We start from the raw sequence: 25,861 nt of genomic DNA on the forward strand, positions 1-25,861 counted from the left end.
GCGTTGGCACCCCTCCCCGCGCGGCCCAAAAACGAGTCCAGTAGGGTTTGGTCCGCATAAACATCCACACCACTGCCCGCGCCAGGGCGACCGACCAGCACAGGCCGGGAATCCGGACGCGCGGGCGAGACTCTCGGGAAGGCGCTACGTGAGTCCCTACGGCTCCGACCGCTCGTCGCGGCGCCCGATGCGGCGGATTCTGCCGCAGGCGCTGGCCGCGGGCCTGGTCCTTGCGACCGCCACCGGTTGCACATACGAGGACTTCCCCCGCCTCGGCATGCCCAGCCCCGCAACAGCCGAGGCACCGCGGATCCTCTCGCTCTGGCAGGGTTCCTGGGCCGCCGCGTTCGCGGTCGGTGTGCTCGTCTGGGGACTGATCCTCTGGAGCATCATCTTCCACCGGCGCAGCCGCACCAAGGTGGAGGTGCCGCCCCAGATCCGGTACAACATGCCGATCGAGGCGCTCTTCACCACGGTCCCGCTGGTCATCATCTCGGTGCTCTTCTACTTCACCGCCCGGGACGAGTCCAAGCTCCTGGAGACCTCCAAGCGGCCCGACCACGTCATCAACGTGGTCGGCTTCCAGTGGAGCTGGGCGTTCAACTACGTCGAGGACGTGGACGGCAACCCGTCGACGCCCCCGGCCGGCAAGGTGCCCGCCGAGCTCTCCACGATCTCGGCGAAGAAGCTGGACGCGCCCGCCGGCGCGGACGGCGTCTACGACTTCGGCTCCGCCGCCACCAAGGACCCGGACACCGGCAACCCGGGCCCGACCCTGTGGCTGCCGAAGGGCGAGACGGTTCGCTTTGTCCTCACCTCGCGTGACGTCATCCACGACTTCTGGGTGGTCCCCTTCCTGATGAAGATGGACGTCATCCCCGGCCACACCAACGTCTTCCAGGTGACCCCCAACAAGGAGGGCACCTTCATGGGCAAGTGCGCCGAGCTGTGCGGCGTGGACCACTCCCGGATGCTCTTCAACGTCAAGGTCGTCTCTCCGGAGCTGTACCAGCAGCACCTGAAGGACCTGGCGAAGAAGGGCCAGACCGGTTACGTCCCGGCAGGCATTGCCACCACCGGCAACGCCAAGAACGCGGAGACCAAGACCCAGTGAGCATTCTCAACGAACCCCACGGCGCGGCCGCGGCGCACGAAGACACGTACGAGGACGAGCTGCCGCTCCGCACGAAGCAGCCCGGTGTGGCGATCGTGAAGTGGCTGACCACGACCGACCACAAGACGATCGGTTCGCTCTACCTCGCGACCTCGTTCTTCTTCTTCATCATCGGCGGCATCATGGCGCTCATCATGCGCGCCGAGCTTGCCCGCCCCGGCACCCAGGTGGTGTCGAACGAGCAGTTCAACCAGCTCTTCACGATGCACGGCACCGTGATGCTGCTGATGTTCGCGACGCCGCTGTTCGCCGGCTTCGCGAACTGGATCATGCCGCTGCAGATCGGCGCCCCCGACGTCGCCTTCCCGCGGCTGAACATGTTCGCCTACTGGCTCTACCTGTTCGGCTCGCTCATCGCGGTCGCCGGCTTCCTGACCCCGAACGGCGCCGCCGACTTCGGCTGGTTCGCCTACTCCCCGCTCACCGACGCGGTCCGCTCGCCGGGCATCGGCGGTGACCTGTGGATCATGGGTCTGGCCTTCTCCGGCTTCGGCACGATCCTCGGCTCGGTCAACTTCATCACCACGATCATCTGCATGCGCGCCCCCGGCATGACGATGTTCCGGATGCCGATCTTCGTCTGGAACGTGCTGCTCACCGGTGTGCTGGTGCTCTTCGCCTTCCCGGTGCTGGCCGCCGCGCTGCTCGCGCTGGAGGCGGACCGCAAGTTCGGTGCGCATGTCTTCGACGCCGCCAACGGCGGCGCCTTGCTGTGGCAGCACCTCTTCTGGTTCTTCGGGCACCCAGAGGTGTACATCATCGCGCTGCCGTTCTTCGGCATCATCAGTGAGGTCATTCCGGTCTTCTCCCGGAAACCGATGTTCGGTTATGTCAGCCTCATCGCGGCGACCATTTCCATCGCCGGCCTCTCGGCGACCGTGTGGGCGCACCACATGTACGTCACCGGCGGTGTGCTGCTGCCGTTCTTCTCCTTCATGACCTTCCTGATCGCGGTACCGACCGGTGTGAAGTTCTTCAACTGGATCGGCACCATGTGGAAGGGCTCACTGAGTTTCGAGACACCGATGCTCTGGGCCATCGGCTTCCTGATCACCTTCGCCTTCGGTGGTCTGACCGGTGTCATCCTGGCCTCGCCGCCGCTGGACTTCCACGTCTCCGACTCGTACTTCGTGGTGGCGCACTTCCACTACGTGGTCTTCGGAACCGTCGTCTTCGCGATGTTCTCCGGCTTCCACTTCTGGTGGCCGAAGTTCACCGGCAAGATGCTGGACGAGCGCCTCGGCAAGATCACCTTCTGGACGCTGTTCTTCGGCTTCCACGGCACGTTCCTCGTCCAGCACTGGCTGGGTGCCGAGGGCATGCCGCGCCGCTACGCGGACTACCTGGCCGCGGACGGCTTCACCACGCTGAACACCATCTCGACCATCAGCTCCTTCCTGCTGGGCCTGTCGATGCTGCCGTTCTTCTACAACGTGTGGAAGACCGCCAAGTACGGCAAGCCGGTCGAGGTCGACGACCCGTGGGGCTACGGCCGCTCCCTGGAGTGGGCGACCTCCTGCCCGCCGCCGCGGCACAACTTCCTCACGCTGCCGCGCATCCGGTCCGAATCCCCGGCGTTCGATCTCCACCACCCGGAGATCGCCGCTCAGGACCAGCTGGAGAACGTCGGCCCGGCCCCCAAGGCCGTCTCCGGCGGCGATGAGAAGGAGACGGGCAAGTGAAGTTCCAGGGCAGGCTGTTCCTGTGGCTCTCCTTCTTCTTCCTGGCCATGGCCGTCGTGTACGGCCTGTGGTCCAAGGAGCCGGTGGGCACCACGGCGCTCTTCCTCTCCTTCGGCCTGGCCGTGATGATCGGGTTCTACCTGGCCTTCACCGCCCGCCGGGCGGACACCGGGGCGCAGGACCGTGAGGACGCGGACGTCGCCGACGACGCCGGCGAACTCGGCTTCTTCAGCCCGCACAGCTGGCAGCCGCTGCTGCTCGCCTTCGGTGGTGCCACCGCCTTTCTCGGCATCATCTTCGGCTGGTGGCTGATCTACTTCGGCGCGCCCTTCATCCTCTTCGGACTGTGGGGCTGGGTCTTCGAGTACTACCGGGGCGAGAACCGCACCCAGTGATCTCCTGGTGAGCCCTTAGCGCACACGGGCGAGGCCCGGACACCCGAATGGGGTCCGGGCCTCGCCCGTTCGCACGCGCCCGACGCGCACAAATGGTCTCTTATGCATACCGTGTGATCATGGGTCTCTTTTCTCCCCGCCGAATGGCGATCGCACTCGTGACAGCGGTGGTGGCAGCTCCACTGGCGGCCTGTTCGAGTGACGGCGATCCGTTGGCCAAGGCTCCGTACGACGCCTCGGGCGACGTGGTGTGGGCCGCGGGCACGGGCACCAAGAAGGCCGACCCCGGTAAGCCGCTGGAAATCACCGTCAAGGGTGATGGCAAACGCATCACGGATGTGACGGCCACCGACGCCTCGGGCCGGTTCATCCGCGGGCGGCTCTCCGAGGACGGCAGGCACTGGCAGAGCACCTCCGCACTGGGGGCGGGGGCCCACTACACCGTCCGGGTGAGCACCGAGGACAAGGACGGCCGCCAGGGCCGCAAGACGCTGGCGCTCGACACCCGTGCCCCCGACAAACTGCTGCGGGTCACCTTCGGCCCGGAGGCCGGCACCTACGGCGTCGGACAGCCCGTCACCGCCGAACTCAGCGCCCCCGTCAAGGACATCAACGCCCGCATCGCCGTGGAGCGCAGTCTGCACGTCGACTCCTCGCCCTCGGCCGGCCAGGGCGCCTGGTACTGGGTGGACGACCGCACCCTGCACTACCGCCCGCGCGCCTACTGGCCGGCGCACGCCCGGATCGAGGTGCGCAGCACCCTCGACGGTCTGCACATCAAGGGCGGCATGTACGGCGGCCCGGCCAAACCCCTGACGCTGCGCACCGGGGACCGCGTGGAGGCGCTCACGGACGCCTCGACGCACACCATGACCTTCAAGCGCAACGGCCGTGTCGTGCGCACCATCCCGGTCACCACCGGCAAGCCCGGCTTCTCCACCCGCAACGGCATCAAGGTCGTGTTGGGCCAGGAGGCCAACGTACGGATGCGCAGTGAGACCGTCGGCATCGCGTCGGGCAGTTCGGACGCCTACGACCTGCCCGTGCAGTGGGCCACCCGGGTGACATGGAGCGGCGAATACGTGCACGCCGCGCCCTGGTCGGTGGGCTCGCAGGGTGTCGCCAACGTCAGCCACGGCTGCACCGGCATGAGCACCGAGAACGCGCACTGGTTCTTCGAGAACGTGCGGCGCGGGGACATCGTCGTGGTCTCGCACAGCCTGGGGGAGGAGATGGCGCCGTTCGGGAACGGATTCGGCGACTGGAACCTCAGCTGGGCGGACTGGCGCAAGGGCAGCGCCGCCGGGGCGCGGGCCGGTTCCGACCCGGCCGCGGCGGACGACACGGACGACCCGCAGGCCCGCCTGCGGCCCGTCCTGTGACCTCTGCGGCGGCTACGCGCCGACGGACAGCCGCTGCCTGAGCAGCCCCGCCAGGGCGGCGCTCAGCTCGACCGGGTCGACGGGGTGGCTCACCGCCGCGTCGGCCCGGCTCCAGCTCGCCAGCCAGGCGTCCTGGGGGCGCCCGATCAGCACCAGCACGGGCGGGCAGCGGAAGATCTCGTCCTTGACCTGCCGGCACACACCCATGCCGCCCGCCGGCACGGCCTCGCCGTCCAGCACGCACACGTCGACGCCGCCGCTCTCCAGGGCGCTCAGCACCGCGGGAAGGGTCGCGCACTCCAGGTACTCCACGGGCGGCAAGTCCGCCGCGGGGCGGCGTCCGACGGCCAGACGGATCTGCTCCCGGGTGTTCCTGTCGTCGCTGTAGACCAGCACCGTCGCGGTCGTCTGCATCCGTGCCTCCTCGCCTTCGTGGAGTCGCCTGCCTGTGGCCGAACCTTACTCCTGAGCAGGGTCCTTCGAGGAGTGTTAGCTCCTTCGGGCGATCTCCACCGGTGTCCCAAGGGCCTTGACACACCGAATGGCACCCCCCGGAGTGAGCGCGAGATAAGGGACCGACATAATGTCGGTCGTGGCGACAGCAACAGCAGTAGAAACCGGGCACGCGCACCCGTCGGTCAACCGGCCGAACCTCACCAGCGTCGGAACCATCATCTGGCTGAGTTCCGAGCTGATGTTCTTCGCGGCCCTCTTCGCGATGTACTTCACCCTTCGCTCGGTCACGGGTGCCGAGTACTGGAAGGCCCACGCCGATCTCCTGAACGTTCCGTTCTCGGCGGCCAACACCACGATCCTCGTGCTCTCCTCCTTCACCTGCCAGATGGGTGTCTTCGCCGCCGAGCGCGGCGACGTGAAGAAGCTGCGCGCCTGGTTCGTCGTGACCTTCATCATGGGCGCGATCTTCATCGGCGGTCAGATCTTCGAGTACACGAACCTCGTGAAGGAGGACGGCCTTTCGCTCTCCTCCGACCCGTACGGTTCGGTGTTCTACCTGACCACCGGCTTCCACGGTCTGCACGTGACGGGCGGTCTCATCGCCTTCCTGCTGGTCCTGGGACGGACCTACGCGGCCAGGCGGTTCACCCACGAACAGGCCACCGCCGCCATCGTCGTCTCCTACTACTGGCACTTCGTCGATGTCGTCTGGATCGGCCTCTTCGCCACGATCTACCTGATCAAGTAAGCGGACCGCCGCGGCAGACGCGGCCATCGGTCCGTCTCCCAGACCCATCGACGCAAGAGATCCTGACACCGGGGTAATCCGTGAAAAAGCTCTCCGCACGACGGCGCCACCCGATGGCGGCGCTTGTCGTCCTACTTCTCGCGCTCACGGCCATCGGGGGGCTGTACGCGGCGCTCGCGCCCGCGCCCAAGGCGCAGGCCGACGACAGCTCCCAGTCCCTCGCCATCGAAGAGGGCAAGAAGCTGTACGCCGTCGGTTGCTCCAGCTGCCACGGTACGTCGGGCCAGGGAAGCAGTGACGGCCCCAGCCTGGTGGGCGTCGGCTCCGCGGCCGTGGACTTCCAGGTCGGCACCGGCCGTATGCCGGCCCAGCAGCCGGGCGCGCAGATCCCGAGCAAGAAGGTCATCTACTCGCAGAAGCAGATCGACCAGCTCGGCGCCTACATCGCGTCGCTCGGCCCGGGCCCGTCCACGCCCACCAAGGAGCAGACCAACCCGAGCGGCGCGGACACCGCGCGAGGCGGGGAGCTGTTCCGCACCAACTGCGCGCAGTGCCACAACTACCAGGGCAAGGGTGGCGCCCTGACGAACGGCAAGTACGCCCCGTCGCTGTCGGGCGTGAGCAACAAGCACATGTACGAGGCCATGCTCACCGGCCCGCAGAACATGCCGTCGTTCCCCAACAGCACGATGCCCGAGCAGAACAAGCGCGACATCATCGCGTACCTGAACGCCGTCAACGGCGACAAGGCCCCGAGCCCCGGCGGTATGTCGCTGGGCAGCCTCGGCCCGGTCACCGAGGGTCTGTTCGGCTGGATCTTCGGTCTCGGCGTGCTGATCGTCTGTGCGTGCTGGATCGGCGCCCACACCACCAAGGCCAAGAAGTCATGAGTCAGGACATGTCAGAAGAGAACCTGCCTGAGCGTTCGGCTCACGGCGCCGGCGAGGTCGGCCGCGCGGATGAGCACCCGTTCGCGGACCCGGGCCTGCCCGCGCACCTGCCGCGCCGCCAGGACATCGACGAGAAGGCCGCGAAGTCCTCCGAGCGGACCGTGGCGCTGCTGTTCGCGGCGTCGATGATCGCCACGCTCGGCTTCATCGCGAGCTTCGTCGTCATCCCGATCGACAAGATCGTCTACATCTGGCCGCTGGGCCACATCAGCGCGCTCAACTTCGCGCTGGGCATGACGCTGGGCGTCTCCCTCTTCGCCATCGGCGCCGGCGCCGTCCACTGGGCCCGCACCCTGATGGACGACACCGAGCGCCCGGCCGAGCGGCACCCGATCGAGGCCGACCCGGAGACCCGGGCGCAGGTGATGCAGGACTTCGGCGACGGCGCGCGGGAGAGCCAGCTGGGCCGCCGCAAGCTGATCCGCAACACGTTGTTCGGCGCGCTCACCCTGGTCCCGCTCTCCGGCGTCATGCTGCTGCGCGACCTCGGCCCGCTGCCGGAGGAGAAGCTCCGCCACACCCTGTGGGCCAAGGGCAAGCTGCTGGTGAACCAGAACACCAACCAGCCGCTGCGTCCCGAGGACGTCGCCGTCGGCTCCCTCACCTTCGCCGTGCCCGAGGGGCTGGAGGAGGACCAGGAGGACTTCCAGGAGCAGATCGCCAAGTCCGCGCTGATGATCGTCCGCATCGAGCCGCAGGACATCAAGGACAAGCAGGCCCGCGAGTGGGCGCACCAGGGCATCCTGGCCTACTCCAAGATCTGCACCCACGTCGGCTGCCCGATCAGCCTCTACGAGCAGCAGACGCACCACGTGCTCTGCCCGTGCCACCAGTCGACGTTCGACCTGTCCGACGGTGCCCGGGTGATCTTCGGTCCGGCGGGCCACGCCCTGCCGCAGCTGCGGATCAGCGTGAACGACGAGGGCTACCTCGAGGCGCTCGGCGACTTCGAAGAGCCCGTGGGCCCTGCCTTCTGGGAGCGTGGATGAGTACCAACGAGAGCGCGAGCGCCAAGCCGCGCGGCAAGGCGCCCGCCGGCGAGCGGGTCGCCGACTGGGCCGACGGCCGGCTGGGCATCTACAGCCTGGCCAAGGCCAACATGCGGAAGATCTTCCCGGACCACTGGTCCTTCATGCTGGGCGAGATCTCCCTCTACAGCTTCATCATCGTCATCCTGACCGGTGTCTACCTGACGCTGTTCTTCCACCCGGCGATGAACGAGGTCGTCTACGACGGCTCGTACACCCCGCTGCAGGGCATCCGGATGTCCGAGGCGTACGCCTCGACGCTGCACATCAGCTTCGACGTGCGCGGCGGTCTGCTGGTCCGGCAGATCCACCACTGGGCGGCCATCGTCTTCGTGGCCGCGATGCTCGTGCACATGATGCGCGTCTTCTTCACCGGCGCCTTCCGCAAGCCGCGCGAGATCAACTGGCTGTTCGGCTTCCTGCTGCTCTTCCTCGGCATGTTCGACGGCTTCATGGGCTACTCGCTCCCGGACGACCTGCTGTCCGGCACCGGTATCCGCTTCATGGAGGGCGCGGTCCTGTCCGTGCCGATCGTCGGCACGTACCTGTCGTTCTTCCTCTTCGGCGGGGAGTTCCCGGGGCACGACATCGTGCCGCGGTTCTACACGATCCACGTGCTGCTGATCCCCGGCATCATGGCGGGCCTGCTGGTGGCCCACCTGATCCTGGTCTTCTACCACAAGCACACGCAGTTCCCCGGTCCCGGCAAGACCGAGAAGAACGTGGTCGGCATGCCGCTGCTGCCGGTCTACACCGCGAAGGCGGGCGGCTTCTTCTTCCTGGTCTTCGGCGTCATCGCGGCCATGTCCGCGCTGGTGTCCGTCAACCCGGTCTGGGCGTACGGCCCCTACCGGCCGGACCAGGTGTCGACCGACGCCCAGCCCGACTGGTACATGGGCTTCTCCGAGGGCCTGATCCGCATCATGCCGGGCTGGGAGATCAGCCTGTGGGGCCACACCCTCGTCCTGGGTGTCTTCATCCCGCTGGTGATCTTCCCGATGGTCCTGGGCTTCATGGGCGTCTACCCGTTCTTGGAGTCCTGGGTCACCGGTGACAAGCGCGAGCACCACCTGCTCGACCGCCCGCGCAACCGCCCGGTCCGCACCGGCATCGGCGCCGCCTGGATCAGCCTCTACCTGATCCTGCTGGTCGGTGGCGGCAACGACCTCTTCGCCACCCGCTTCCACCTGTCGATCAACGCGATCACCTGGGTGGTCCGGATCTCCTTCTTCGTGCTGCCGGTGCTGGTCTTCTTCATCACGAAGCGGATCTGCCTGGGCCTGCAGCGGCGCGACCGCGACAAGGTGCTGCACGGCCGCGAGACCGGCATCATCAAGCGGCTGCCGCACGGCGAGTTCATCGAGATCCACGAACCGCTCGACCAGGCCAAGCTGTTCACGCTCACCTCGCACGAGCAGCCGGTGCCGCTGGCCGGCGGCCCGGAGACGGACGAGAACGGCGTGGAGAGGAAGGTCGGCCCCATCACGCGAGTGCGCGCGATGCTGTCGCGCGGCTACTACGGCGAGGGGACGCAGATCCCCAAGCCGTCGGCCGAGGAGTACGAGGAGATCACGAGCGGCCACGGCCACCACTGATCCCCGAAGCTGTGCCACCGGGCGGGGCCCTGCCCGTCGGAGTCCATCCGACGGACGGGGCCCTTTCCCGTTCCCCCGCGCCGATAGGCTGGGGCCGAAGGTATCCATTGCACGTCAGACCACCCGGAGTGTGGACCATGAGCGTTGTGAACCCCGCTGGAGGCGACACCGCGGCGGGTCGCTCCTGGCCCGGAATCCTGGGAGCCCTGCTGGCGGGACAGGATCTGAGCGCCGCGGAGACGGCCTGGGCGATGGACCGCATCATGAGCGGCGGGGCTACCGACGCCCAGATCGCCGGCTTCATGGTGGCCCTGCGGGCCAAGGGCGAGACCGTGGACGAGGTCAGCGGGCTCGTCGAGGCGATGTACGCGCACGCGCAGCCGCTCGACATCCCCGGGCCCGCCGTGGACATCGTGGGCACCGGCGGCGACCGGGCCAGGACCGTCAACATCTCGACGATGTCCGCCATCGTCATCGCCGGGACCGGGACCAAGGTCGTCAAGCACGGCAACCGCGCGGCCAGCAGCGCCAGCGGGGCCTCCGACGTCCTGGAGAAGCTGGGCATCAACCTGGACCTGTCGCCCCTGCGCGTCGCCCAGGTGGCCGAGGAGACCGGCATCACCTTCTGCTTCGCGGCCAAGTTCCACCCCGCGATGCGCTACGTCGCCTCGGCGCGGCGCGACCTGGGCGTCCCGACCTCCTTCAACATCCTCGGCCCGCTGACCAATCCGGCCCGGGTCGGTGCCTCGGCGGTCGGCTGCTTCGACACCCGGATGGCCGGTCTGATCGCGGGAGTGCTGGCCCGGCGCGGCTCCTCCGCGCTGGTCTTCCGCGGCGACGACGGACTGGACGAGCTGACGGTCACGTCCACCTCCCAGGTGTGGATGGTGCGCGACGGCGCGGTGGAGCAGATCCCGTTCGACCCGCGCGACGTCGGCATCGAGCTGGTCTCGATCGAGGCGCTGCGCGGCGCCGACGCGGCCTACAACGCCGATGTGGCGCGCCGGCTGCTGGCGGGGGAGACCGGCCCCGTGCGCGACGCCGTCCTGCTGAACTCCGCCGCCGCGCTCGTGGCGCTGGAGCCCGCGGAGGGCACCCTGGTGGAGCGGATCGCCGCCGGAATGGCACGGGCGGCGGAGTCCATCGACTCGGGCACGGCCGCCAAGACGCTGGAACGGTGGGCGGCGGCCACCAACGCCTAAGCCGCGCGGGCGTTCACGCGGAAGGGCCGGGGCCGGGTGCCCCGGCCCTTCCGCGTTCCCGCCGCGGGCCGCGGCCGAGGTGGTGCGGGATGTCCGGGATGCGGACCGCGGCTTGCGGCGCCGCAGGTGTGTGGCAGGATGCTGCGCAGGTCACGAGTGACAGCGACACGGCCCCGGCCCGCTGTCCGGCAACCCTCCTTCCGTGGCGGGGTGCCCCGGGTGATGACCAGGCCGCAGGCAGCGAGGTCTGCGGCAAGCGCGGTCATGAGGAGTTCTTCCGTGAGCAAGCGAATGCGCTAGGGCCGAAGGCCCCTTTTCACCCTCCCCGGGCGTGCCCGCTGTGCGGCGGCCCGGTGTTCCGAGGGCTTTCCCGTCAACCCTGACGCACTGTCGCCTCACCCTGCCCACAGGAGACTTCGCCATGTCCGTGCACCCCGCCGCGCCCGCGCCCGTCCGTGCCACCACTCCGCTGCCCGTGCTGGGCCGTGACGTCCTCGTCCCGCTCGTCACCGGCGGCGAGGTCGCCTACGCCGCCCTCGACTACGCGGCGAGCGCGCCCGCGCTCCAGCGCGTCTGGGACGACGTGGCCGCCTACGCGCCCTACTACGGCAGCGTGCACCGGGGCGCGGGGTACCTGTCGCAGCTGTCCACGGACCTGTTCGAGCAAAGCCGCGCGGAGGTGGCCGCGTTCCTCGGCTGCCGGGCCGACGACCAGGTGGTCTTCACCCGCTCGACCACCGACTCGCTCAATCTGCTGGCGTCCGTCGTGCCGGACGGCACCCGGGTCTTCGTCTTCGAGACCGAGCACCACGCCTCCCTGCTGCCCTGGCGGGACGGCGACGTCACCTACCTGAGCGCGCCCCGGACCCCCGCGGAGGCCGTGGCCCTGCTGGAGCGCGCGCTGGCCGTGCGCGAGCCGGGCGGTCCGGCGCTGGTCTGTGTGACGGGTGCGTCGAATGTGACCGGTGAGCTCTGGCCGGTGCGCGAGCTGGCGGCGGCGGCCCACGCGCACGGCGCGCGCATCGTCCTCGACGCGGCGCAGCTCGCGCCGCACCACCCCGTCGACGTGGCCGCGCTCGACGTGGACTGGGTCGCCTTCTCCGGGCACAAGCTGTACGCGCCCTTCGGTTCCGGGGTCCTCGCCGGCCGCGCCGACTGGCTCCGCGAGGCCGAGCCGTACCTCGCGGGCGGCGGTGCCTCCCGCCGCGTCGCCCGCCGCGCGGACGGCGGCGTGGAGGTGGACTGGCACACCACCGAGGCCCGCCACGAGGCCGGCTCGCCCAATGTCATCGGCGTCTACGCCATCGCGTCCGCCTGCCGGGCCCTGCGCGAGGCGGGCTTCGACGGCCTCGTCGAGCGCGAGCAGGCGCTGGTCGCCCGCCTGCGCGAAGGGCTCGCGGGGATCGAGCAGGTGCGGGTGCTGTCCCTGTTCGGGGAGGACGCCCCGCGGGTGGGCGTTCTGTCCTTCGTGGTCGACGGCTGGAACAGCTCCCACTTCGCCGCCGCGCTGTCCGCCGAGTACGGCATCGGCGTCCGCGACGGGCTGTTCTGCGCTCATCCCCTCGTGCGCACCCTGCTGGGCGACCACACGGAACCGGGCGACTGCGGCGGCGACACCACCCTCAACGCCGTCCGTGTCTCCTTCGGCGCGGGCACCCCCGACGAGCACGTCGAGCGCTTCCTCGCCGCGGTCGCCGCGCTCGTCACCGACGGCGCCCAGTGGCGCTACCGCACGGAGAACGGCCGCTGCGTCCCCGCGTAGGGCCGGACTAGGAGTCGAGGCCGATGGCGAAGGCGGCTTCGAGGTCGTGCTGCGAGTAGGTGCGGAAGGCCACGTGCGTGTCGGTGGCCTCGACGCCGGGGATCTTGCTGATCCGGCCGGGGATGACGTCCGCGAGCTGGTCGTGCTGGGCGACCCGGACCATGGCGACCAGGTCGTACGTGCCGGTCACGGAGTAGACCTCGCTGACGCTCTCCAGCGCCGCGATGGACTGCGCGATCTCGGGGATCCGGTCGACGCTGGTCTTGATGAGCACGATCGCGGTGATCACGGCTGTAGGTCTCCTTCGGTCGCCCTGGTGGCGGGCTCCAGCTTAGGCCTTGCCCGGTAGCAGCCCCATGCGCACAGGAAGCCGAAGAGGAAGCCGGTGATGTGCGCCAGGTACGCCACGCCCGGCCCGGACTGCTGGGCCTGCCCGGCCAGCGACTGGAGCACGAACCAGAAGACGAGCACCATCCACGCGGGGAAGCGCAGCGGCAGGAAGAAGAGGAAGGGGAAGAGGCTGGTCACCCGCGCCCGGGGATAGAGGTACAGGTACGCGCCGAGGACGCCGGAGATGGCGCCGGACGCGCCGACCAGCGCCTGGGTGGACGTGGTGTGCGCCAGGGCCCAGCCGTAGGTGGCCAGGTAGCCGCACACCACGTAGAAGACGAGGTAGCGCAGCCGGCCCATGCGGTTCTCGACGTTGTCGCCGAAGACGTAGAAGAACAGCATGTTGCCCAGCAGGTGCACCCAACTCCCGTGCACGAACAGGGCCGTGAGCACCGAGACGAAGGGCGACCGCCCGATGTCGGCGGGCGGGGGGCAGCCGGTCGGCATCACGACCGACGCGGGGGCGACGCGCCCGTGCCAGAGTTCCGCGGGAATGACACCCCACCGGGCGAAGTACGAGGCCTGGGCGCAGGCGAGCTCGTGGCCGGTGCCGTAGACGGGGTTGAGCCCGGAGGCCGGGCCGATGAGGAAGACCGCCACGCACAGCCCGATCAGGGCGTACGTCACCAAGGGTCTGCGGCGGACAGGGTTCTCGTCGTACACCGGGATGACCATGGATCGATCATGACGGACCGGGTTCAACCGGCACAGGACGCCTCGCCGCAGCGCCGGATCCCGCCGAGGCCGTAGGGTGACCGGAACGCAAACGCGCGACCTAGGAGCAGATCCGATGACGGTTCCCCTGCCGACCGCCACGACCCGGTGGCGCTGCACTCTCTGCGGAAACCTGACCCGGTTCGACGTGACGCGCTCCAGCAGGGTCGTCGAGTACGTGCATCTCGACCTCGCCGGGGAACCCTCGGTGGAGGAGCGCGAGGTGCTGAGCGAGACCGTCGAGTCGGTGCGCTGCCGCTGGTGCAACGCCGTGGACCGGGTGGAGCTGGTGGACCGTCCCGACGCGGCGGCTGCGCAGGCCTGACCGCCGCCGGGGACAATGGAGGGGCGCGGCGCGACCTGAGGGGTCGAGGGTGGCCGGGGAGGCGCCGAAGAACTGGACAGGAGTGACTGGTGGACCGGACCGGTGGTAACCCGGGCCACGGCGACGAGGCGGCCGGGCCCGCGGCTCCGGCTGCCCCGGACGGCTCGGCCGCGCCCGAGACCCTCGACCGCCCGCTGCCCGAGGGCGTGCGCCACCGCGTGGTCTCGCTGGCGGCCGACGCCTTCGGCGGGCTGACCCTGGGCGAGCTGCCTGCGGTGCTGCGCCCGTATGCCCGGTTCACCCCGAGTCGCCGCGCCAAGTTCGCGGCCACCGCCATGGCCAGCGCCCTGGAGAGCGATCCCGCGTTCCGGCAGCGGGTCGCCGGACGGCTGCGCGAGGCGGAGCCCGATCTGTGCGAGTCGCTGGACGCCGGCACGCCGCCGCCGGCCGTGGATCCGCTCGACGTGGCCGCGGCCGCCTATCTGCTGCGGCCCGCGGGCTGGGCGAAGCTGGTCGCCGCCGCGGGCGAGGAGGCGCAGCGCGCCAGCGCGGAGCGGGCCGGCGAGGAAGTGCTGCGCGAACTGCGGCAGCTGAAGAGCGAACTCGACGAGGTGCGGGCGCACGCCCGCACCGAGGCCGTCCGGGCCCGCTCCGACCTCGACGCGGCCCGCAAGGAAACGGAGTCGCTGCAACGCAAACTGCGCAGCGCCGGCAGCGATGTGAAGCGTGCCGAGGCGGCGCTGCGCAAGGTCGAGGCCGAGCTGGACGAGACGCGTTCGGCCGCGGCGGCGGACAAGGCGGCCGCGGACGGCGAGGCGCGCCGGCTGCGGGCCCGGCTGGCCGAGGCGGAGTCGGCGGTCGAGGCCGGCCGCCGGGCGGCGCGCGAGGGCCGCACCGTGGAGGAGATGCGGCTGCGGCTGCTGCTCGACACCGTGCTGGACGCCGCGTCCGGACTGCGCCGCGAGTTGGCGCTGCCGCCGCGCGACACCCTGGGCGTGCGCCCGGCCGACACGGTGGACGCGGTGGCGCCGGGGGCGATCAGCCCGAAGGACATCGCGCGCCGCGCCCTGTCGGAGGACGACCCCGCGCTGCTGGACCAGTTGCTCGCGCTGCCGCAGGCCCATCTGGTCATCGACGGCTACAACGTGACGAAGACCGGTTATCCCGCCCTGCCGTTGGAGAAGCAGCGGCTGCGGCTGCTGGGCGGCCTGGCGGTGCTGGCCGCGCAGAGCGGCGCGGAGGTCACCTGCGTCTTCGACGGCGCCGACCTGGACGCCCCGGTGCTGCTCGCCCCGCCGCGCGGGGTGCGGGTGCTGTTCAGCAAGGCCGGTGAGACGGCGGACGAGTTGATCCGGCGTCTGGTTCGGGCGGAACCTCCCGGTCGCCCGATTGTGGTGGTTTCGTCCGACCGTGAGGTCGCGGACGGGGTGGCTCGTGCCGGCGCCCGCCCGGTCGCATCCGTCTTGTTGCTCAAGCGACTTGCCCGGGTGTGACCTGGAGCACATCGTGGGGCGTGTGGGGCGGTTTTTCGGAGCTCTGCGTCAACTCGCCATCACTACGCGTGTGATGTGTGTAAAGAAAACGCGAGTGAATGACTTTTTTCCTTCAGAGATTTGATCCGATCACAAGATGGTCACTAGGGTCAGGCCTCGAACCTCTGCGCAGTCGATCACCCAATCAGGGTGGCAGCGGAGGTCCCGCCGATCCGAAGTGGCGTGCGTACGACGGGGGACGCCGACGCTCGGGGCCGGGGAACCGCGGTTCCCGATGCACGCGGCAGGCGGCTGGAGGAAGAAGGAGCTCGCCCGAGTGGCGTCCCACCGTCGTCCCAAGCAGACCAGTCGCGCACGTGTCACTGTGCTCACCGCGACCGCCGCCGCAGCTGTGGCCCTCTCCGCCCAGGCCGCCCAGGCCGCGCCCGCCAAGCAGTCCGTCAAGAGCGTCAAGGCCAAGGTCGACGCCCTGTACGAGCAGACCGAGCAGGCGACCGAGAAGCTCAACGGCGCGACGGAGAAGCAGGACCAGCTGCAGAAGCAGGTCGAGGTCATCCAGGACGAGGTGGCCCGCCAGCAGGGCGACCTCAACGACCTCCAGGACGACCTCGGCACCCTCGCCAGCGCCCAGTACCGCAGCGGCGGCATCGACCCGACGCTGCAGCTCTTCCTCTCCGCGGACCCGGACAGCTACCTCGACAAGGCGTCCACCCTCGACCAGGTGAGCACCAAGCAGGCCGAGGCGCTCCGCCAGATCGCGGAGAAGAAGCGCACGCTCAACCAGCAGAAGGCCGAGGCGGCGAGCAAGCTCTCCGAGCTCGACCAGACCCGCACAGAGCTGCGCAAGAAGAAGAAGGAAGTCCAGGGCAAGCTCGCGGAGACGCAGAAGCTGCTCAACTCCCTGACCGCCGCCCAGCGTGCCGCGCTCGCCGCCGAGGACGCGCGTTCCAGCCGCAGCAACGAGCGCGTCAACCTGGGCAACGACACCCCGGCCTCCGGTCGCGCCGCCGCCGCCCTCTCGGCCGCCCAGAGCAAGCTCGGCTCGCCGTACGTCTACGGCGCCACCGGCCCGAGCTCCTTCGACTGCTCCGGCCTCACCTCCTGGGCCTACGCCCAGGCCGGCGTCTCCATACCCCGGACCTCGCAGTCCCAGGCGTACGCCGGTTCGCACCTGACGATGAGCCAGCTGATGCCCGGCGACCTGGTGATCTTCTACGGCGACATGCACCACGTGGCCCTCTACGCGGGCAACGGCATGGTCCTGCACGCACCGCGCACCGGCACGGTCGTCCGCTACGAGTCGATCAACAACATGCCGTTCCAGTTCGGCGTGCGCATCTGATCCTCGTCCCCCGGTCACCTCGTGCCCGGGTTGAACCTATCGGGTGATCTCGTACGGTGACGGCCGGGCGATGACCTGCACAAGTGGGGCATCACCCGGCCTCCGTGCGTGTCCGGGTCTTTGAACTCCGCGTGCACGGCTGACTACTGTCGGCCGACGTGCCTTCCCATCGACGCATTCCGCAGCCGGGCCAGGGCCCCCGTACCGCACGGGTCACGGTCCTGACCGCCGCTGCCGCCACCGCCGCCGCGGTGGCCGGCGCCGCCTCCGCGCCCAGCGCGCAGGCCCGGCCCGCGGACAACGCGACCGACGTGGCCACCCGCATCGACCACCTCTACGAGCAGGCCGAGCGGGCGACCGAGCAGTTCAACGCGGCCAAGGAGCGCTCGGAGCAGCTGCGCGGCCAGGTGGAGGTCCTGCAGGACCGCGCCGCACGCGGCCAGGAACGGGTCAACGGGCTCCGCAACGACCTCGGCATGCTCGCCGGCGCCCAGTACCGCAGCGGGGGAGTGGACCCCACGCTCGCCCTGCTGCTCTCCCCGGACCCCGGCACCTACCTCGACCGGGCCGCCACCCTCGACCGGATCAGCAGCCGCGGCAACGCCCGGCTCGGCGAACTGCGCGACGCCCAGCGGGTGCTGGACCAGGAGCGCATGCAGGCCGCAGGCCGGCTGGTGGAGCTGGAGCGGGCCCGCACCACGCTCAACGCCCGCAAGAAGACGGTGCAGCGCAAGCTGATGGCCGCCGCGCGCCTGGTCAACTCCCTCAGCGACGAGGAACGGGCCCAGCTCGCCTCCCGCCTGGAGCAGCGCGCCTCGCGCTCCGGACGGCTGATCGACATCCCGGACCTCGCGGCGTCCTCCGCACGTGCCGCCGCCGCCGTGTCGGCCGTGCGCTCCGTCGTCGGCGCCCCGTACGCCTGGGGCAGCACCGGCCCCGGCGCCTTCGACTGCTCCGGGCTGATGGTCTGGGCGTACCGGCAGGCCGGCGTCGGACTGCCGCGCACCTCCCAGGCGCAGCTGCACGCCGGGCGGCAGGTGCCGCTCAGCCAGGCACGCCCCGGCGACCTGGTCGTCTACCGGGGCGACGCCAGCCATGTCGGCATGTACGTCGGCGGCGGCCAGGTCGTGCACGCTCCCTACCCCGGGGCGCGGGTGCGCTACGACCCGATCGGCATGATGCCGGTCGCGGCGGTGACCCGGCCCGCGTGACCCGGCCCGTGTGACGGTCGCCCGGCCGGTCGCCCGACCGGTTGCCCGGGACCGGGGGAACGTACGATCGGCGGCGTGGCCCGCACCCGCCGTCCCCTCGTCCGCCCTGCCGCCGCCGCGCTGTGCTGCGCGGCGGTACTGGCCGGCTGCGGGCCCACCGGGGACCTCGGCGACCGCCCGGACCGGGAGGCCGTGCAGCGGCTGCTGGACGGGCGGGCGGCGGCCCTGCTGCACCGCGACGAGCCGGCGTACCTCGCCGGGGCGGTACCCGCCCGCCGCGCCGCCGAACGGCAGGTCTTCCGGAATCTGGCAGACGTACCGCTGGCCGCTTGGTCGTACCGGGTCGTCTCGGTGGACGGCGGCGACCGCCCGGCCGCCCGCGTCGAACTGGACTACCGCGTCAAGGGCTACGACAGCGCGCCCGTCGCCGCACAGGAGTCGGTGCGGCTCGGGCAGGACGGCGACGGGCAGTGGCGCGTCGCCGCCGAGGGCGCGGACGGCGACCAGTTGTGGGAGCAGGGCCCGGTGCGGGTGGTGCGCGGCACGCACAGCCTCGTCCTCGGCACCACGGGTACCGCCTCTCTGAAGACGTACGCCGCCGACGCGGACCGGGCGGTCCCCGCCGTGCTGCGGGCCTGGGGCACGCGCGGCTGGGGCGGCAGGATCGTCGTGGAGGTCCCCGCGTCGCTGCGGAACATGGGCGAACTGCTCGGCGCCCCCGCGGACGCCTACCGGGACATCGCCGCCGTCACCACGGGCGAGGCCGGCGGCCCCGCCTCGGACGCCCCCGGCGGACGCGTCATCGTCAACCCCGAGGCCTTCGGGGAGTTGTCCGCCTTCGGCCGCCGCGTCGTGCTCACCCACGAGGCCACCCATGTGGCGACCCGCTCCGCCACCGCACCCGGCACCCCCCTCTGGCTCTCCGAGGGCTTCGCCGACTGGGTCGCCTACCGCGGCACCGGCCGCTCCGCACCGGCCGTCGCCCCCGAACTCGCCCGCGACGTCGCCGCGGGCCACGTGCCCCGGGCGCTGCCCTCCGACGCGGCCTTCGGCACCCGGGCCGCTGGGCTCGCGCAGGCCTACGAAGGCGCCTGGCTGGCCTGCCGGTTCATCGCGGAGGAATGGGGCGACGCCCGGCTCGTCGCCCTGTACCGTGCCGGTGCGGACACACGCCGCGTGCTGGGGATCGGCACCGACGAGCTCACCGCGCGCTGGCGCGCCTACGTCGAGCGGGAGTTGGGATGACCGAGGACTTCAGCCCCGCCGAGACCGAACGCGGCAGGGCGCTGCGCCGGGCCCAGCTGCCGCCCCTGCTCGGCAGCCGCCTCACCGGCCTCGCCCTGCTGCTCCTGCTCGGCCTGACCCCCGCGGGGGCCGCGCTGACCGGCGTGTTCGGCGACGCCTGGGGGCTGCGCGTCCTCGCCGGCGGGCTCCTCCTCGTCCTGCTCCGGCAGGCTGTCGTGCTGCCCTTCTCCGCCCGGGTACGGGTCGTCCGCCACCGCTACGGCCTGGTGACCCAGGGCTGGGGCGGCTGGGCGGCCGACGTCCTGCGCGGCCTGCTGGTCTCCGTGCCGCTCGCCCTCGCCGCCCTGTACGGCTTCTACGGGCTCGGCTGGGCCTGGGCCGCCCTCGGCGCGGCCTGCGCGGCCGTGGCGCTGTCCTGGCTCGCCCCCGTCGTCCTCGAACCGCTCTTCAACCGCTTCCGGCCCATGGACGCCGGGCCGCTGCGGGACGCCCTGCTGGCGCTGGCCGCACGCGACGGCGTCCCGGTGCGCGACGTCCTGGTCGCGGACGCCTCACGGCGCACGACCGCCCTCAACGCCTACGTCTCCGGCTTCGGCAGGACCCGGCGCATCGTCGCCTACGACACCCTGGTGACCACCGCACCGGCCGGCGAGGTGGAACTCGTCGTCGCCCACGAACTCGGCCACGTCAAGCACCGCGACGTGCTGCGCGGCACCCTCCTCGGCGCGCTCGGCGCCGCCGCGGGCGTCTGCGTCCTGGCCGCTTTCCTCGCCGCGGCCTCCCCGTACGCCGCCGACGACCCCCGCGGCCTCTTCCTGCTCGCCGCGGCGGCGGCCGTCGGCTCCGCCCTGGCCGGCCCCCTCGGCTGCGCCGTCAGCCGCAGCGCCGAACGCCGCGCGGACCGGCACGCCCTCGAACTCACCGGTGACCCGGCCGAGTTCATCGCCATGCAGCGCCGCCTGACAGTCGCCAACGTCTCCGACCCCGACCCGCCGCGCGCCCTGCACCTCCTCTTCGGCACCCACCCCACCCCCGTCCAGCGCATCGCCGCCGCCCGCGCGTTCGCGACCCCGCCCGCCTGAGCCGCGCCGCGCCGGGCGCGGGGCTCCGCGCCCGGCGCCCGGCCCGACCCGCCGCGCGCCTGCTGGACGCGGGCCCGTCCGCGTGGGCGCGGTCACCAGGTGGGGAGTTCGCGGCCTTCGTCAGGCTCGGACTCGTCGTTGGGGGAGGGGGCTGGGGCCGCGGGCCGTGGCGTTCGGCCGCGCCTGGGGGGCGCGATTGTGTCCGACCCGATCCACTGCGTGCTGCGCACCTGCGGTGGGCCGACGCGCCCGCCTGATCGGTGCCGGGCCCAGGCGGGGTTACCGGCTTTCCCCGGGAAGGGGCCGTGGGGTTCCGCACACGGCGTCCGGCGTCCGGCGGCGCGCCCGGCTCGATCCGCCCTGCGACGCGGCTCGTCCGCCCGGGCACGGTCACCAGGTGAGGAGTTCGCGGCCTTCGTCGGGCTCGGGCTGCGCGGGACGGAGGGCCCTCCGGGGCGGTGGGGAAGGGGCCGGGGCCCACACACGGTGGTCGGCGGCGCCTGACGGTCGCCGATGTCTCCGACCCGGACCCGCCGCGCGCCCTGCACCTGCCCTTCGGGACCCACTGCCCGGCCGCGCAGCGCATCCCGGCCGCCCCGCCTTCGCGGGCTCGTCCGCCTGATCCGGGCCGGGCAAGGCGTCATCACCGGGTAGGGAGTTCGCGGCCTGTGCCGGGCTCCGGACCCGTCCTTGGAGGAGTGGGTTTGCGGGGATGATGGGGAAGGGGCTGGGGACGCGGGCAGTGGCGGTCGGCGCGGGGCGTGCGGCGGCGCCTGGCGGGCGCGATCGTGTCCGGGCCGATCCACTGCGTGCTGTGTACCTGTGCTGTGCGGACCCGCCTGATCTGTGCCGGGTTATGCCGGGTTACCGGGTTTCGCCGGGAAGGGGCCGTGGGGTTCCGTACACGGCGTCCGGCGGCGCGCCTGGCTGTCGAGCAGGGCGCGGTCACCAGGTGGGCCGCGGGGGCCGGGGACGGCGGCCGGTGGCGTCTGGGGCGTTCGGCCCGATCGGCCGTGCGCCCGCTGGACGGCCCCGTCCGCCCGGTCGGGGTCACCACGTGAGGAGTTCGCGGCCTTCGTCGGGCTCGGGTTCGGCCTTGGGGGAGGACACGGGGGCGGTGGGGAAGGGGCCGGGGTCGCGGGCCGTGGAGGTCCACAGGCGGCGGCAGGCGACGACGCAGGCGGCGACCAGCAGGCCGTTGCGGACCACGAGGAGCGTGATGCCGAGGGGGGTGCTGGTGACGACGTCGCCGAAGCGGATCGGGAACTCGTAGAGGGTCACGCCGGTCGCCACGATCACCAGCACCGCCGGCACCGCCATGACGCTCGCGCGCAGCGTGAGGCAGACGGCCGCCATGCCGATCAGCCAGATCATGTACTGCGGGCTGATGACCCGGCTGGTCGTCGTGAACAGCAGGACGGCGGTGAAGGCCGCGTCGAAGGGCGTCGCCGCGTCGAGGGTGCGGGCCCGCAGCCGCCACAGGAGCAGCCACGCGAAGGCCGTCACGGTGAGGGTGAGCGCGATGTCGCTGACCAGGGCGACGTACGGACCGAGGAACTCCACGGAGCCGTAGTTGAGCAGCACTTGGCCCTGCCAGCCGTGGTGCCGGGCGATGTGGAAGACCAGGGAGCCCAGCGACTCGACCTCGGTGCCGCGCTCGCCCTGGAACCGCAGGAAGGCGAAGGCCCCCGGCATCCAGAGCCAGAAGCCCAGCGCGAGGACGCCCGCGCCGGCCACGGCGGCCGTCCACACCCGGCGGTCCCTCACCCCGGTCAGCAGCAGCACGGGCCAGACCTTGAGCATCGCCCCGAAGGCGATGAGCGCGCCGGCGACCCTGGGCCGCCGTACGGTCGCCAGCAGCGCGGCCACGGCGACGGCGGTGACCATCACGTCGTACCGGGCGTACGCGGTCGGTCCCAGCAGCGGCACGCCCACCACCCACACCCACACGCCCGCCTGCCGGCGTCCCTCGCCGCGCGAGCCGTGCAGCAGCATGGCGAAGGTGACCACGTCGGCCACGGACGCCAGCCAGAAGAAGGCGGTGGTGTAGTCGAGGAACGGCAGCAGCCCGGGGGAGAGCACGGCCAGCGCGGCGGCGGGCGGGTACTGCCAGGTGACGTCGTGCAGCGGGAAGGTGCCGGACCGCAGGACGTCGTACCAGCCGTGGTAGATCGCCGAGACGTCGGAGGTGACGTCGATCGGCGACACGCTGAACACCTTGAACACGCACAGCAGCAACGCGATCCGCGTGATCACCCAGGCGAGGGCCGGTCCCACCGGGGACCTCCCGCCATTACTGCCTGCCATGTCCACCTCGTCGTATCGCCTCTGGTGTGATGATGCACGATGCCGGTCGCGCCTGTGGACGGGCCCCGGTTCTCAAGGACGCATCGGCGGCCTCGGTCGGTTGCCGGGGCCCGCAAGCGCTACGCTCGGCGCCGTATGGACAAGACCTTGATCGTCACGAACGACTTCCCGCCCCGCCCCGGCGGCATCCAGGCCTTCGTGCACAGCATGGCGCTGCGCCTGGATCCCGGGCAGGTGGTGGTGTACGCCTCCACGTGGCGGGACGGCTCCGAGGTCGCCCGCTTTGACGCCGAGCAGCCCTTCCCGGTCGTCCGCGACCGTACGTCGATGCTGCTGCCGACCCCGCGCGTGACCGGACGGGCCGTGGAGCTGCTGCGGGAGCACGGCTGCACGTCGGTGTGGTTCGGCGCGGCGGCGCCGCTGGGCCTGATGGCCCCGGCGCTGCGGAAGGCCGGTGCCCGGCGGATCGTGGCGACGACGCACGGCCACGAGGCGGGGTGGGCGCAGCTGCCCGGCAGCCGCCGGCTGCTGCGCCGGATCGGCGAGGGCACCGACACGATCACCTATCTGGGTGAATACACCCGGTCGCGGATCGCGCCCGTGCTGAGCCCGCGGGCCGCGGCGCGCATGGTGCAGCTGCCCCCGGGGGTCGACGAGAAGACCTTCCACCCCGCCTCGGGCGGCGGCGCCGTCCGGGCCCGCCTCGGGCTGGCGGACCGGCCGGTGGTGGTGTGCGTGTCCCGCCTCGTGCCGCGCAAGGGCCAGGACACCCTGATCCTCGCGCTGCCGCGCATCCTGGCCGTGCAGCCGGACACCGTGCTGCTGGTCGTCGGCGGCGGACCGTACGCGAAGGAGCTGAAGCGGCTCGCGGCGGAGACCGGGGTGACCGACTCGGTCGTCTTCACCGGGGCGGTGCCCTGGGAGGAACTGCCCGCGCACTTCGGCGCGGGCGACGTCTTCGCCATGCCCTGCCGCACCCGTCGCGGCGGGCTGGACGTGGAGGGGCTCGGCATCGTCTACCTGGAGGCGTCCGCGACCGGGCTGCCCGTGGTGGCCGGCGACTCCGGCGGAGCGCCGGACGCGGTGCTGGACGGCGAGACCGGCTGGGTGGTGCGCGGGGGTGTGCCGGAGGACGCCGCCGACCGCATCCTGGCCCTGCTCGGCGACGCGGAACTGCGGCAGCGGATGGGCGAGCGCGGACGCAAGTGGGTCGAGGACGCCTGGCGCTGGGACCTGCTGGCCGACCGGCTCAAGGCGCTTCTCTAGCGCGGCCCGCAGGCCCCGCGGCCGGTCCGCCCCCGGAATACCGGTGGCCGCCGTCCGCGCGAGGCGTACGGCGGCCACCGCCGACGGTCGTCAGGGACCGCCGGTGCTCAGGTGGTGTAGATCGCGGCGATCTCGTCCGCGAACTCCCGCAGTACCACGTTGCGCTTCAGCTTCAGCGACGGCGTCACGTGCCCGGACTCCTCGGTGAACTGGGTCGCCAGGACGCGGAACTTCTTCACCGCCTCCGCCTTGGACACCGCGGCGTTGCCGTCGTCGACCGCCGACTGCACCTCGGCCAGCAGGTCCGGGTCCTCCCGCAGCGCCGCGGCCGTGCGGCCGGCCTTGCCGTGCTGCTCGGCCCAGCGGGGCAGGAACTCCTCGTCCAGGGTCACCAGCGCGCCGATGAACGGCTTGCCGTCGCCGACCACCATGCACTCCGCGATCAGCGCGTGGGCGCGGATGCGGTCCTCGATCACCGCCGGGGCGACGTTCTTGCCGCCCGCGGTCACGATGATCTCCTTCTTGCGGCCGGTGATGGTGATGTAGCCGTCCTCGTCCAGCGCGCCGATGTCGCCGCTGTGGAACCAGCCGTCCGTGACGGCCTCCGCCGTCGCCGCCTCGTTGTTCCAGTAGCCGCTGAACAGGTGCTCGCCGTGGAGCAGCACCTCGCCGTCGTCGGCGATGCGGACGGTGGAACCCGGCAGCGGCTGGCCGACGGTGCCGATCTTCGTACGGTCCCAGGGGTTGAAGGCCGTGGCCGCGCAGGACTCCGTCAGGCCGTAGCCCTCCAGGACGGTGAAGCCGATGCCCCGGTAGAAGTGGCCGAGCCGCTCGCCGAGCGGCGCGCCGCCGGAGATGGAGTACTCGGCGCGGCCGCCGAGCACGGCGCGCAGCTTGCTGTAGACCAGCCGGTCGAAGACCTTGTGCTTGAAGCGCAGGCCCAGCGAGGGCCCGTTCGCCGAGTCCAGGGCGCGGCTGAACTCGATCGCGACGTCGGACGCCTTGTCGAAGATCTTGCCCTTGCCGCCCGCCTGCGCCTGTGCGCGGGCGGAGTTGTACACCTTCTCGAACACGCGCGGCACGCCCAGCAGCATCGTCGGCCGGAACGAGGACAGCTCGCCGGTCAGGTTCTTGATGTCGCTGACGTGCCCGAGCTTGATCGGGGCCATCACACTGGCCACCTCGACCAGCCGGCCGAAGACGTGCGCCAGCGGCAGGAAGAGCAGCACCGAGGAGTCGCCGGTCCGGAACAGCGGCTTCAGCCGCTCCACCACGTTGCCGCACTCGGCGAAGAAGGCGCGGTGGCTGAGCACGCACCCCTTGGGGCGGCCGGTGGTGCCCGAGGTGTAGACGATGGTCGCGGGCGAGTCGGCCTTGGCGTACGCGCCGCGCTCGTCGACCGTCGCCTCGGCGATGTCGGTCCCGGCGGCGGTCAGCGTCTCCACGGCGCCGCCCTCGATGCGCCACACGTGCTTCAGCTGCGGCAGGCGCTCGCGGACGGACTCCACCGACTTCTCGTGCGCCTCGGTCTCCACGATCGCGGCGACCGCGCCGGAGTCGGACAGGATCCACTCGACCTGCTCGGCCGAGGAGGTCTCGTAGACCGGAACGGTGACGGCGCCCGCGCTCCACACGGCGAAGTCGAACAGCGTCCACTCGTAGCGGGTGCGGGAGATCAGGGCGACCCGGTCGCCGGGCTGCACGCCCGAGGCGATCAGGCCCTTGGCGGCCGCGCGCACCTCGGCGAGGAACGCGGTGGCGGTGACGTCCGCCCAGTCACCGGCGGGGGTCTTGCGGGCGATGACGGCGACGTCCGGGTGCTGAGCGGCGTTGCGGCGGATGAGATCCGTCAGATTGCCGTCCGCGGGGACCTCGTAGAGTGCCGGAAGGCTGAACTCGCGCAAGACTGCTGCTCCTCATCGGCGCCGGCGGCGGTGCTGGCTGCGGCCACTGCGGGGGTGAACAGTGGTGCGGACTGCCCGGACGTTACCCACCGGTAAAGCTCCAGCGGTAGGGGGTGCCGTGTAGATGTTTTGTGTGTCACATCGTGGTCACATTCCGGTGGTCCGCTGCGGCCCAGCGCGTATCCACTGGTGGAAAGCCTAGTCGAGG

Annotated in this window: 22 protein-coding genes and 1 riboswitch; of the genes, 17 read left to right on the forward strand and 5 right to left on the reverse strand. The window is 71.4% G+C overall.

The genetic code is table 11. From position 1 onward, the window contains the following. Window positions 1-148: 148 nt before the first annotated feature. From coxB to ACIP9H_RS12495, 4 genes are all read left to right on the forward strand, one after another. Window positions 149-1,114: a cytochrome c oxidase subunit II gene (coxB, locus tag ACIP9H_RS12480; protein ID WP_401583960.1), complete on the forward strand. Its 966-nt coding sequence runs from the start codon at window positions 149-151 to the stop codon at window positions 1,112-1,114. Then, complete coding sequence (ctaD, locus tag ACIP9H_RS12485) at window positions 1,111-2,856, forward strand: cytochrome c oxidase subunit I (protein ID WP_401583963.1); 1,746 nt, start codon at window positions 1,111-1,113, stop codon at window positions 2,854-2,856. Before coxB ends, ctaD begins: the two co-directional genes overlap by 4 nt. After that, complete coding sequence (locus tag ACIP9H_RS12490; RefSeq protein WP_360911443.1) at window positions 2,853-3,251, forward strand: cytochrome c oxidase subunit 4; 399 nt, start codon at window positions 2,853-2,855, stop codon at window positions 3,249-3,251. The genes ctaD and ACIP9H_RS12490 overlap by 4 nt, the downstream gene beginning before the upstream one ends. Window positions 3,252-3,370: 119 nt before the next feature. After that, on the forward strand, window positions 3,371-4,633 hold the full coding sequence (locus tag ACIP9H_RS12495) for an Ig-like domain-containing protein (protein ID WP_401583967.1): 1,263 nt from the start codon (window positions 3,371-3,373) through the stop codon (window positions 4,631-4,633). Between the two features lie 12 nt (window positions 4,634-4,645). Here ACIP9H_RS12495 and ACIP9H_RS12500 read toward each other — a convergent pair whose 3' ends face one another. After that, entirely contained in the window at window positions 4,646-5,047 is a 402-nt protein-coding gene (locus ACIP9H_RS12500; RefSeq protein WP_401583970.1) for a hypothetical protein, read from the reverse strand. A gap of 169 nt (window positions 5,048-5,216) precedes the next feature. Here ACIP9H_RS12500 and ACIP9H_RS12505 point away from each other — a divergent pair, with 169 nt between their 5' ends. The 6 genes from ACIP9H_RS12505 (at window position 5,217) to ACIP9H_RS12530 (ending at window position 12,374) form a co-directional block, all read left to right on the forward strand. Then, window positions 5,217-5,837, forward strand: coding sequence for a heme-copper oxidase subunit III (locus tag ACIP9H_RS12505; RefSeq protein ID WP_401583973.1), 621 nt, complete (start codon window positions 5,217-5,219; stop codon window positions 5,835-5,837). An 80-nt stretch (window positions 5,838-5,917) separates the two neighbouring features. Beyond that, window positions 5,918-6,727, forward strand: coding sequence for a c-type cytochrome (locus ACIP9H_RS12510; RefSeq protein ID WP_401583976.1), 810 nt, complete (start codon window positions 5,918-5,920; stop codon window positions 6,725-6,727). 8 nt (window positions 6,728-6,735) lie between these two features. Then, window positions 6,736-7,776, forward strand: a complete 1,041-nt coding sequence (locus ACIP9H_RS12515) for a Rieske 2Fe-2S domain-containing protein (protein WP_401583979.1) — start codon at window positions 6,736-6,738, stop codon at window positions 7,774-7,776. After that, window positions 7,773-9,410 carry a cytochrome bc complex cytochrome b subunit gene (locus tag ACIP9H_RS12520; RefSeq protein WP_401583982.1) on the forward strand — a complete coding sequence of 546 codons (1,638 nt, stop codon included), beginning with the start codon at window positions 7,773-7,775 and terminating at the stop codon, window positions 9,408-9,410. The genes ACIP9H_RS12515 and ACIP9H_RS12520 overlap by 4 nt, the downstream gene beginning before the upstream one ends. Window positions 9,411-9,547: 137 nt before the next feature. Continuing rightward, complete coding sequence (gene trpD / locus ACIP9H_RS12525) at window positions 9,548-10,612, forward strand: anthranilate phosphoribosyltransferase (protein ID WP_401959017.1); 1,065 nt, start codon at window positions 9,548-9,550, stop codon at window positions 10,610-10,612. 148 nt (window positions 10,613-10,760) lie between these two features. After that, window positions 10,761-10,877: riboswitch (SAM riboswitch) on the forward strand. A 156-nt stretch (window positions 10,878-11,033) separates the two neighbouring features. Beyond that, window positions 11,034-12,374, forward strand: a complete 1,341-nt coding sequence (locus ACIP9H_RS12530; protein WP_401959018.1) for an aminotransferase class V-fold PLP-dependent enzyme — start codon at window positions 11,034-11,036, stop codon at window positions 12,372-12,374. Window positions 12,375-12,381: 7 nt separating this feature from the next. Here ACIP9H_RS12530 and ACIP9H_RS12535 read toward each other — a convergent pair whose 3' ends face one another. Further along, entirely contained in the window at window positions 12,382-12,663 is a 282-nt protein-coding gene (locus ACIP9H_RS12535; protein WP_360911426.1) for an Lrp/AsnC ligand binding domain-containing protein, read from the reverse strand. After that, window positions 12,660-13,439 (reverse strand): rhomboid family intramembrane serine protease, encoded by a 780-nt coding sequence (locus ACIP9H_RS12540; protein ID WP_401583993.1) that lies wholly within the window; start codon window positions 13,437-13,439, stop codon window positions 12,660-12,662. Before ACIP9H_RS12540 ends, ACIP9H_RS12535 begins: the two co-directional genes overlap by 4 nt. A gap of 115 nt (window positions 13,440-13,554) precedes the next feature. On the opposite strand from ACIP9H_RS12540, the gene ACIP9H_RS12545 reads away from it, so the two are divergent. The 6 genes from ACIP9H_RS12545 to ACIP9H_RS12570 all read left to right on the forward strand — a co-directional run bounded on the left by ACIP9H_RS12545 (window position 13,555) and on the right by ACIP9H_RS12570 (window position 20,176). Beyond that, window positions 13,555-13,803, forward strand: coding sequence for a hypothetical protein (locus ACIP9H_RS12545; protein WP_360911422.1), 249 nt, complete (start codon window positions 13,555-13,557; stop codon window positions 13,801-13,803). 89 nt (window positions 13,804-13,892) lie between these two features. Continuing rightward, window positions 13,893-15,296 (forward strand): NYN domain-containing protein, encoded by a 1,404-nt coding sequence (locus tag ACIP9H_RS12550; protein WP_401583996.1) that lies wholly within the window; start codon window positions 13,893-13,895, stop codon window positions 15,294-15,296. 316 nt (window positions 15,297-15,612) lie between these two features. After that, complete coding sequence (locus ACIP9H_RS12555) at window positions 15,613-16,638, forward strand: NlpC/P60 family protein (RefSeq protein ID WP_401583999.1); 1,026 nt, start codon at window positions 15,613-15,615, stop codon at window positions 16,636-16,638. Window positions 16,639-16,796: 158 nt separating this feature from the next. Next, complete coding sequence (locus ACIP9H_RS12560) at window positions 16,797-17,849, forward strand: NlpC/P60 family protein (RefSeq protein ID WP_401959021.1); 1,053 nt, start codon at window positions 16,797-16,799, stop codon at window positions 17,847-17,849. Between the two features lie 66 nt (window positions 17,850-17,915). Beyond that, window positions 17,916-19,094: a hypothetical protein gene (locus ACIP9H_RS12565; protein ID WP_401959196.1), complete on the forward strand. Its 1,179-nt coding sequence runs from the start codon at window positions 17,916-17,918 to the stop codon at window positions 19,092-19,094. After that, on the forward strand, window positions 19,091-20,176 hold the full coding sequence (locus ACIP9H_RS12570) for a M48 family metalloprotease (protein WP_401959023.1): 1,086 nt from the start codon (window positions 19,091-19,093) through the stop codon (window positions 20,174-20,176). The genes ACIP9H_RS12565 and ACIP9H_RS12570 overlap by 4 nt, the downstream gene beginning before the upstream one ends. Before the next feature lie 1,050 nt (window positions 20,177-21,226). Here the strand turns inward: ACIP9H_RS12570 and ACIP9H_RS12575 are convergent. Then, window positions 21,227-22,483: a glycosyltransferase 87 family protein gene (locus ACIP9H_RS12575; protein ID WP_401584010.1), complete on the reverse strand. Its 1,257-nt coding sequence runs from the start codon at window positions 22,481-22,483 to the stop codon at window positions 21,227-21,229. A 135-nt stretch (window positions 22,484-22,618) separates the two neighbouring features. Here ACIP9H_RS12575 and ACIP9H_RS12580 point away from each other — a divergent pair, with 135 nt between their 5' ends. Next, on the forward strand, window positions 22,619-23,749 hold the full coding sequence (locus ACIP9H_RS12580; RefSeq protein WP_401959025.1) for a glycosyltransferase family 4 protein: 1,131 nt from the start codon (window positions 22,619-22,621) through the stop codon (window positions 23,747-23,749). Between the two features lie 107 nt (window positions 23,750-23,856). Here the strand turns inward: ACIP9H_RS12580 and ACIP9H_RS12585 are convergent, their stop codons facing one another. Further along, a complete protein-coding gene (locus tag ACIP9H_RS12585; protein WP_401584015.1) occupies window positions 23,857-25,653 on the reverse strand; it encodes an AMP-dependent synthetase/ligase in 1,797 nt (598 codons plus the stop codon). Window positions 25,654-25,861 lie beyond the last annotated feature (208 nt).

The sequence above is a fragment of the Streptomyces sp. NPDC088732 genome (assembly GCF_044751205.1).
GTDB lineage: Bacteria > Actinomycetota > Actinomycetes > Streptomycetales > Streptomycetaceae > Actinacidiphila.

What these genes read in the sequence shown, in the direction of transcription:
- ACIP9H_RS12495 (WP_401583967.1), top strand. Translation starts at nt 3,371, where the DNA reads ATGGGTCTCTTTTCTCCCCGCCGAATGGCGATCGCACTCGTGACAGCG.
- ACIP9H_RS12500 (WP_401583970.1), bottom strand. Translation starts at nt 5,047, where the DNA reads ATGCAGACGACCGCGACGGTGCTGGTCTACAGCGACGACAGGAACACC.
- ACIP9H_RS12505 (WP_401583973.1), top strand. Translation starts at nt 5,217, where the DNA reads ATGTCGGTCGTGGCGACAGCAACAGCAGTAGAAACCGGGCACGCGCAC.
- ACIP9H_RS12515 (WP_401583979.1), top strand. Translation starts at nt 6,736, where the DNA reads ATGTCAGAAGAGAACCTGCCTGAGCGTTCGGCTCACGGCGCCGGCGAG.
- ACIP9H_RS12520 (WP_401583982.1), top strand. Translation starts at nt 7,773, where the DNA reads ATGAGTACCAACGAGAGCGCGAGCGCCAAGCCGCGCGGCAAGGCGCCC.
- trpD (WP_401959017.1), top strand. Translation starts at nt 9,548, where the DNA reads ATGAGCGTTGTGAACCCCGCTGGAGGCGACACCGCGGCGGGTCGCTCC.
- ACIP9H_RS12530 (WP_401959018.1), top strand. Translation starts at nt 11,034, where the DNA reads ATGTCCGTGCACCCCGCCGCGCCCGCGCCCGTCCGTGCCACCACTCCG.
- ACIP9H_RS12540 (WP_401583993.1), bottom strand. Translation starts at nt 13,439, where the DNA reads ATGGTCATCCCGGTGTACGACGAGAACCCTGTCCGCCGCAGACCCTTG.
- ACIP9H_RS12545 (WP_360911422.1), top strand. Translation starts at nt 13,555, where the DNA reads ATGACGGTTCCCCTGCCGACCGCCACGACCCGGTGGCGCTGCACTCTC.
- ACIP9H_RS12570 (WP_401959023.1), top strand. Translation starts at nt 19,091, where the DNA reads ATGACCGAGGACTTCAGCCCCGCCGAGACCGAACGCGGCAGGGCGCTG.
- ACIP9H_RS12575 (WP_401584010.1), bottom strand. Translation starts at nt 22,483, where the DNA reads ATGGCAGGCAGTAATGGCGGGAGGTCCCCGGTGGGACCGGCCCTCGCC.
- ACIP9H_RS12580 (WP_401959025.1), top strand. Translation starts at nt 22,619, where the DNA reads ATGGACAAGACCTTGATCGTCACGAACGACTTCCCGCCCCGCCCCGGC.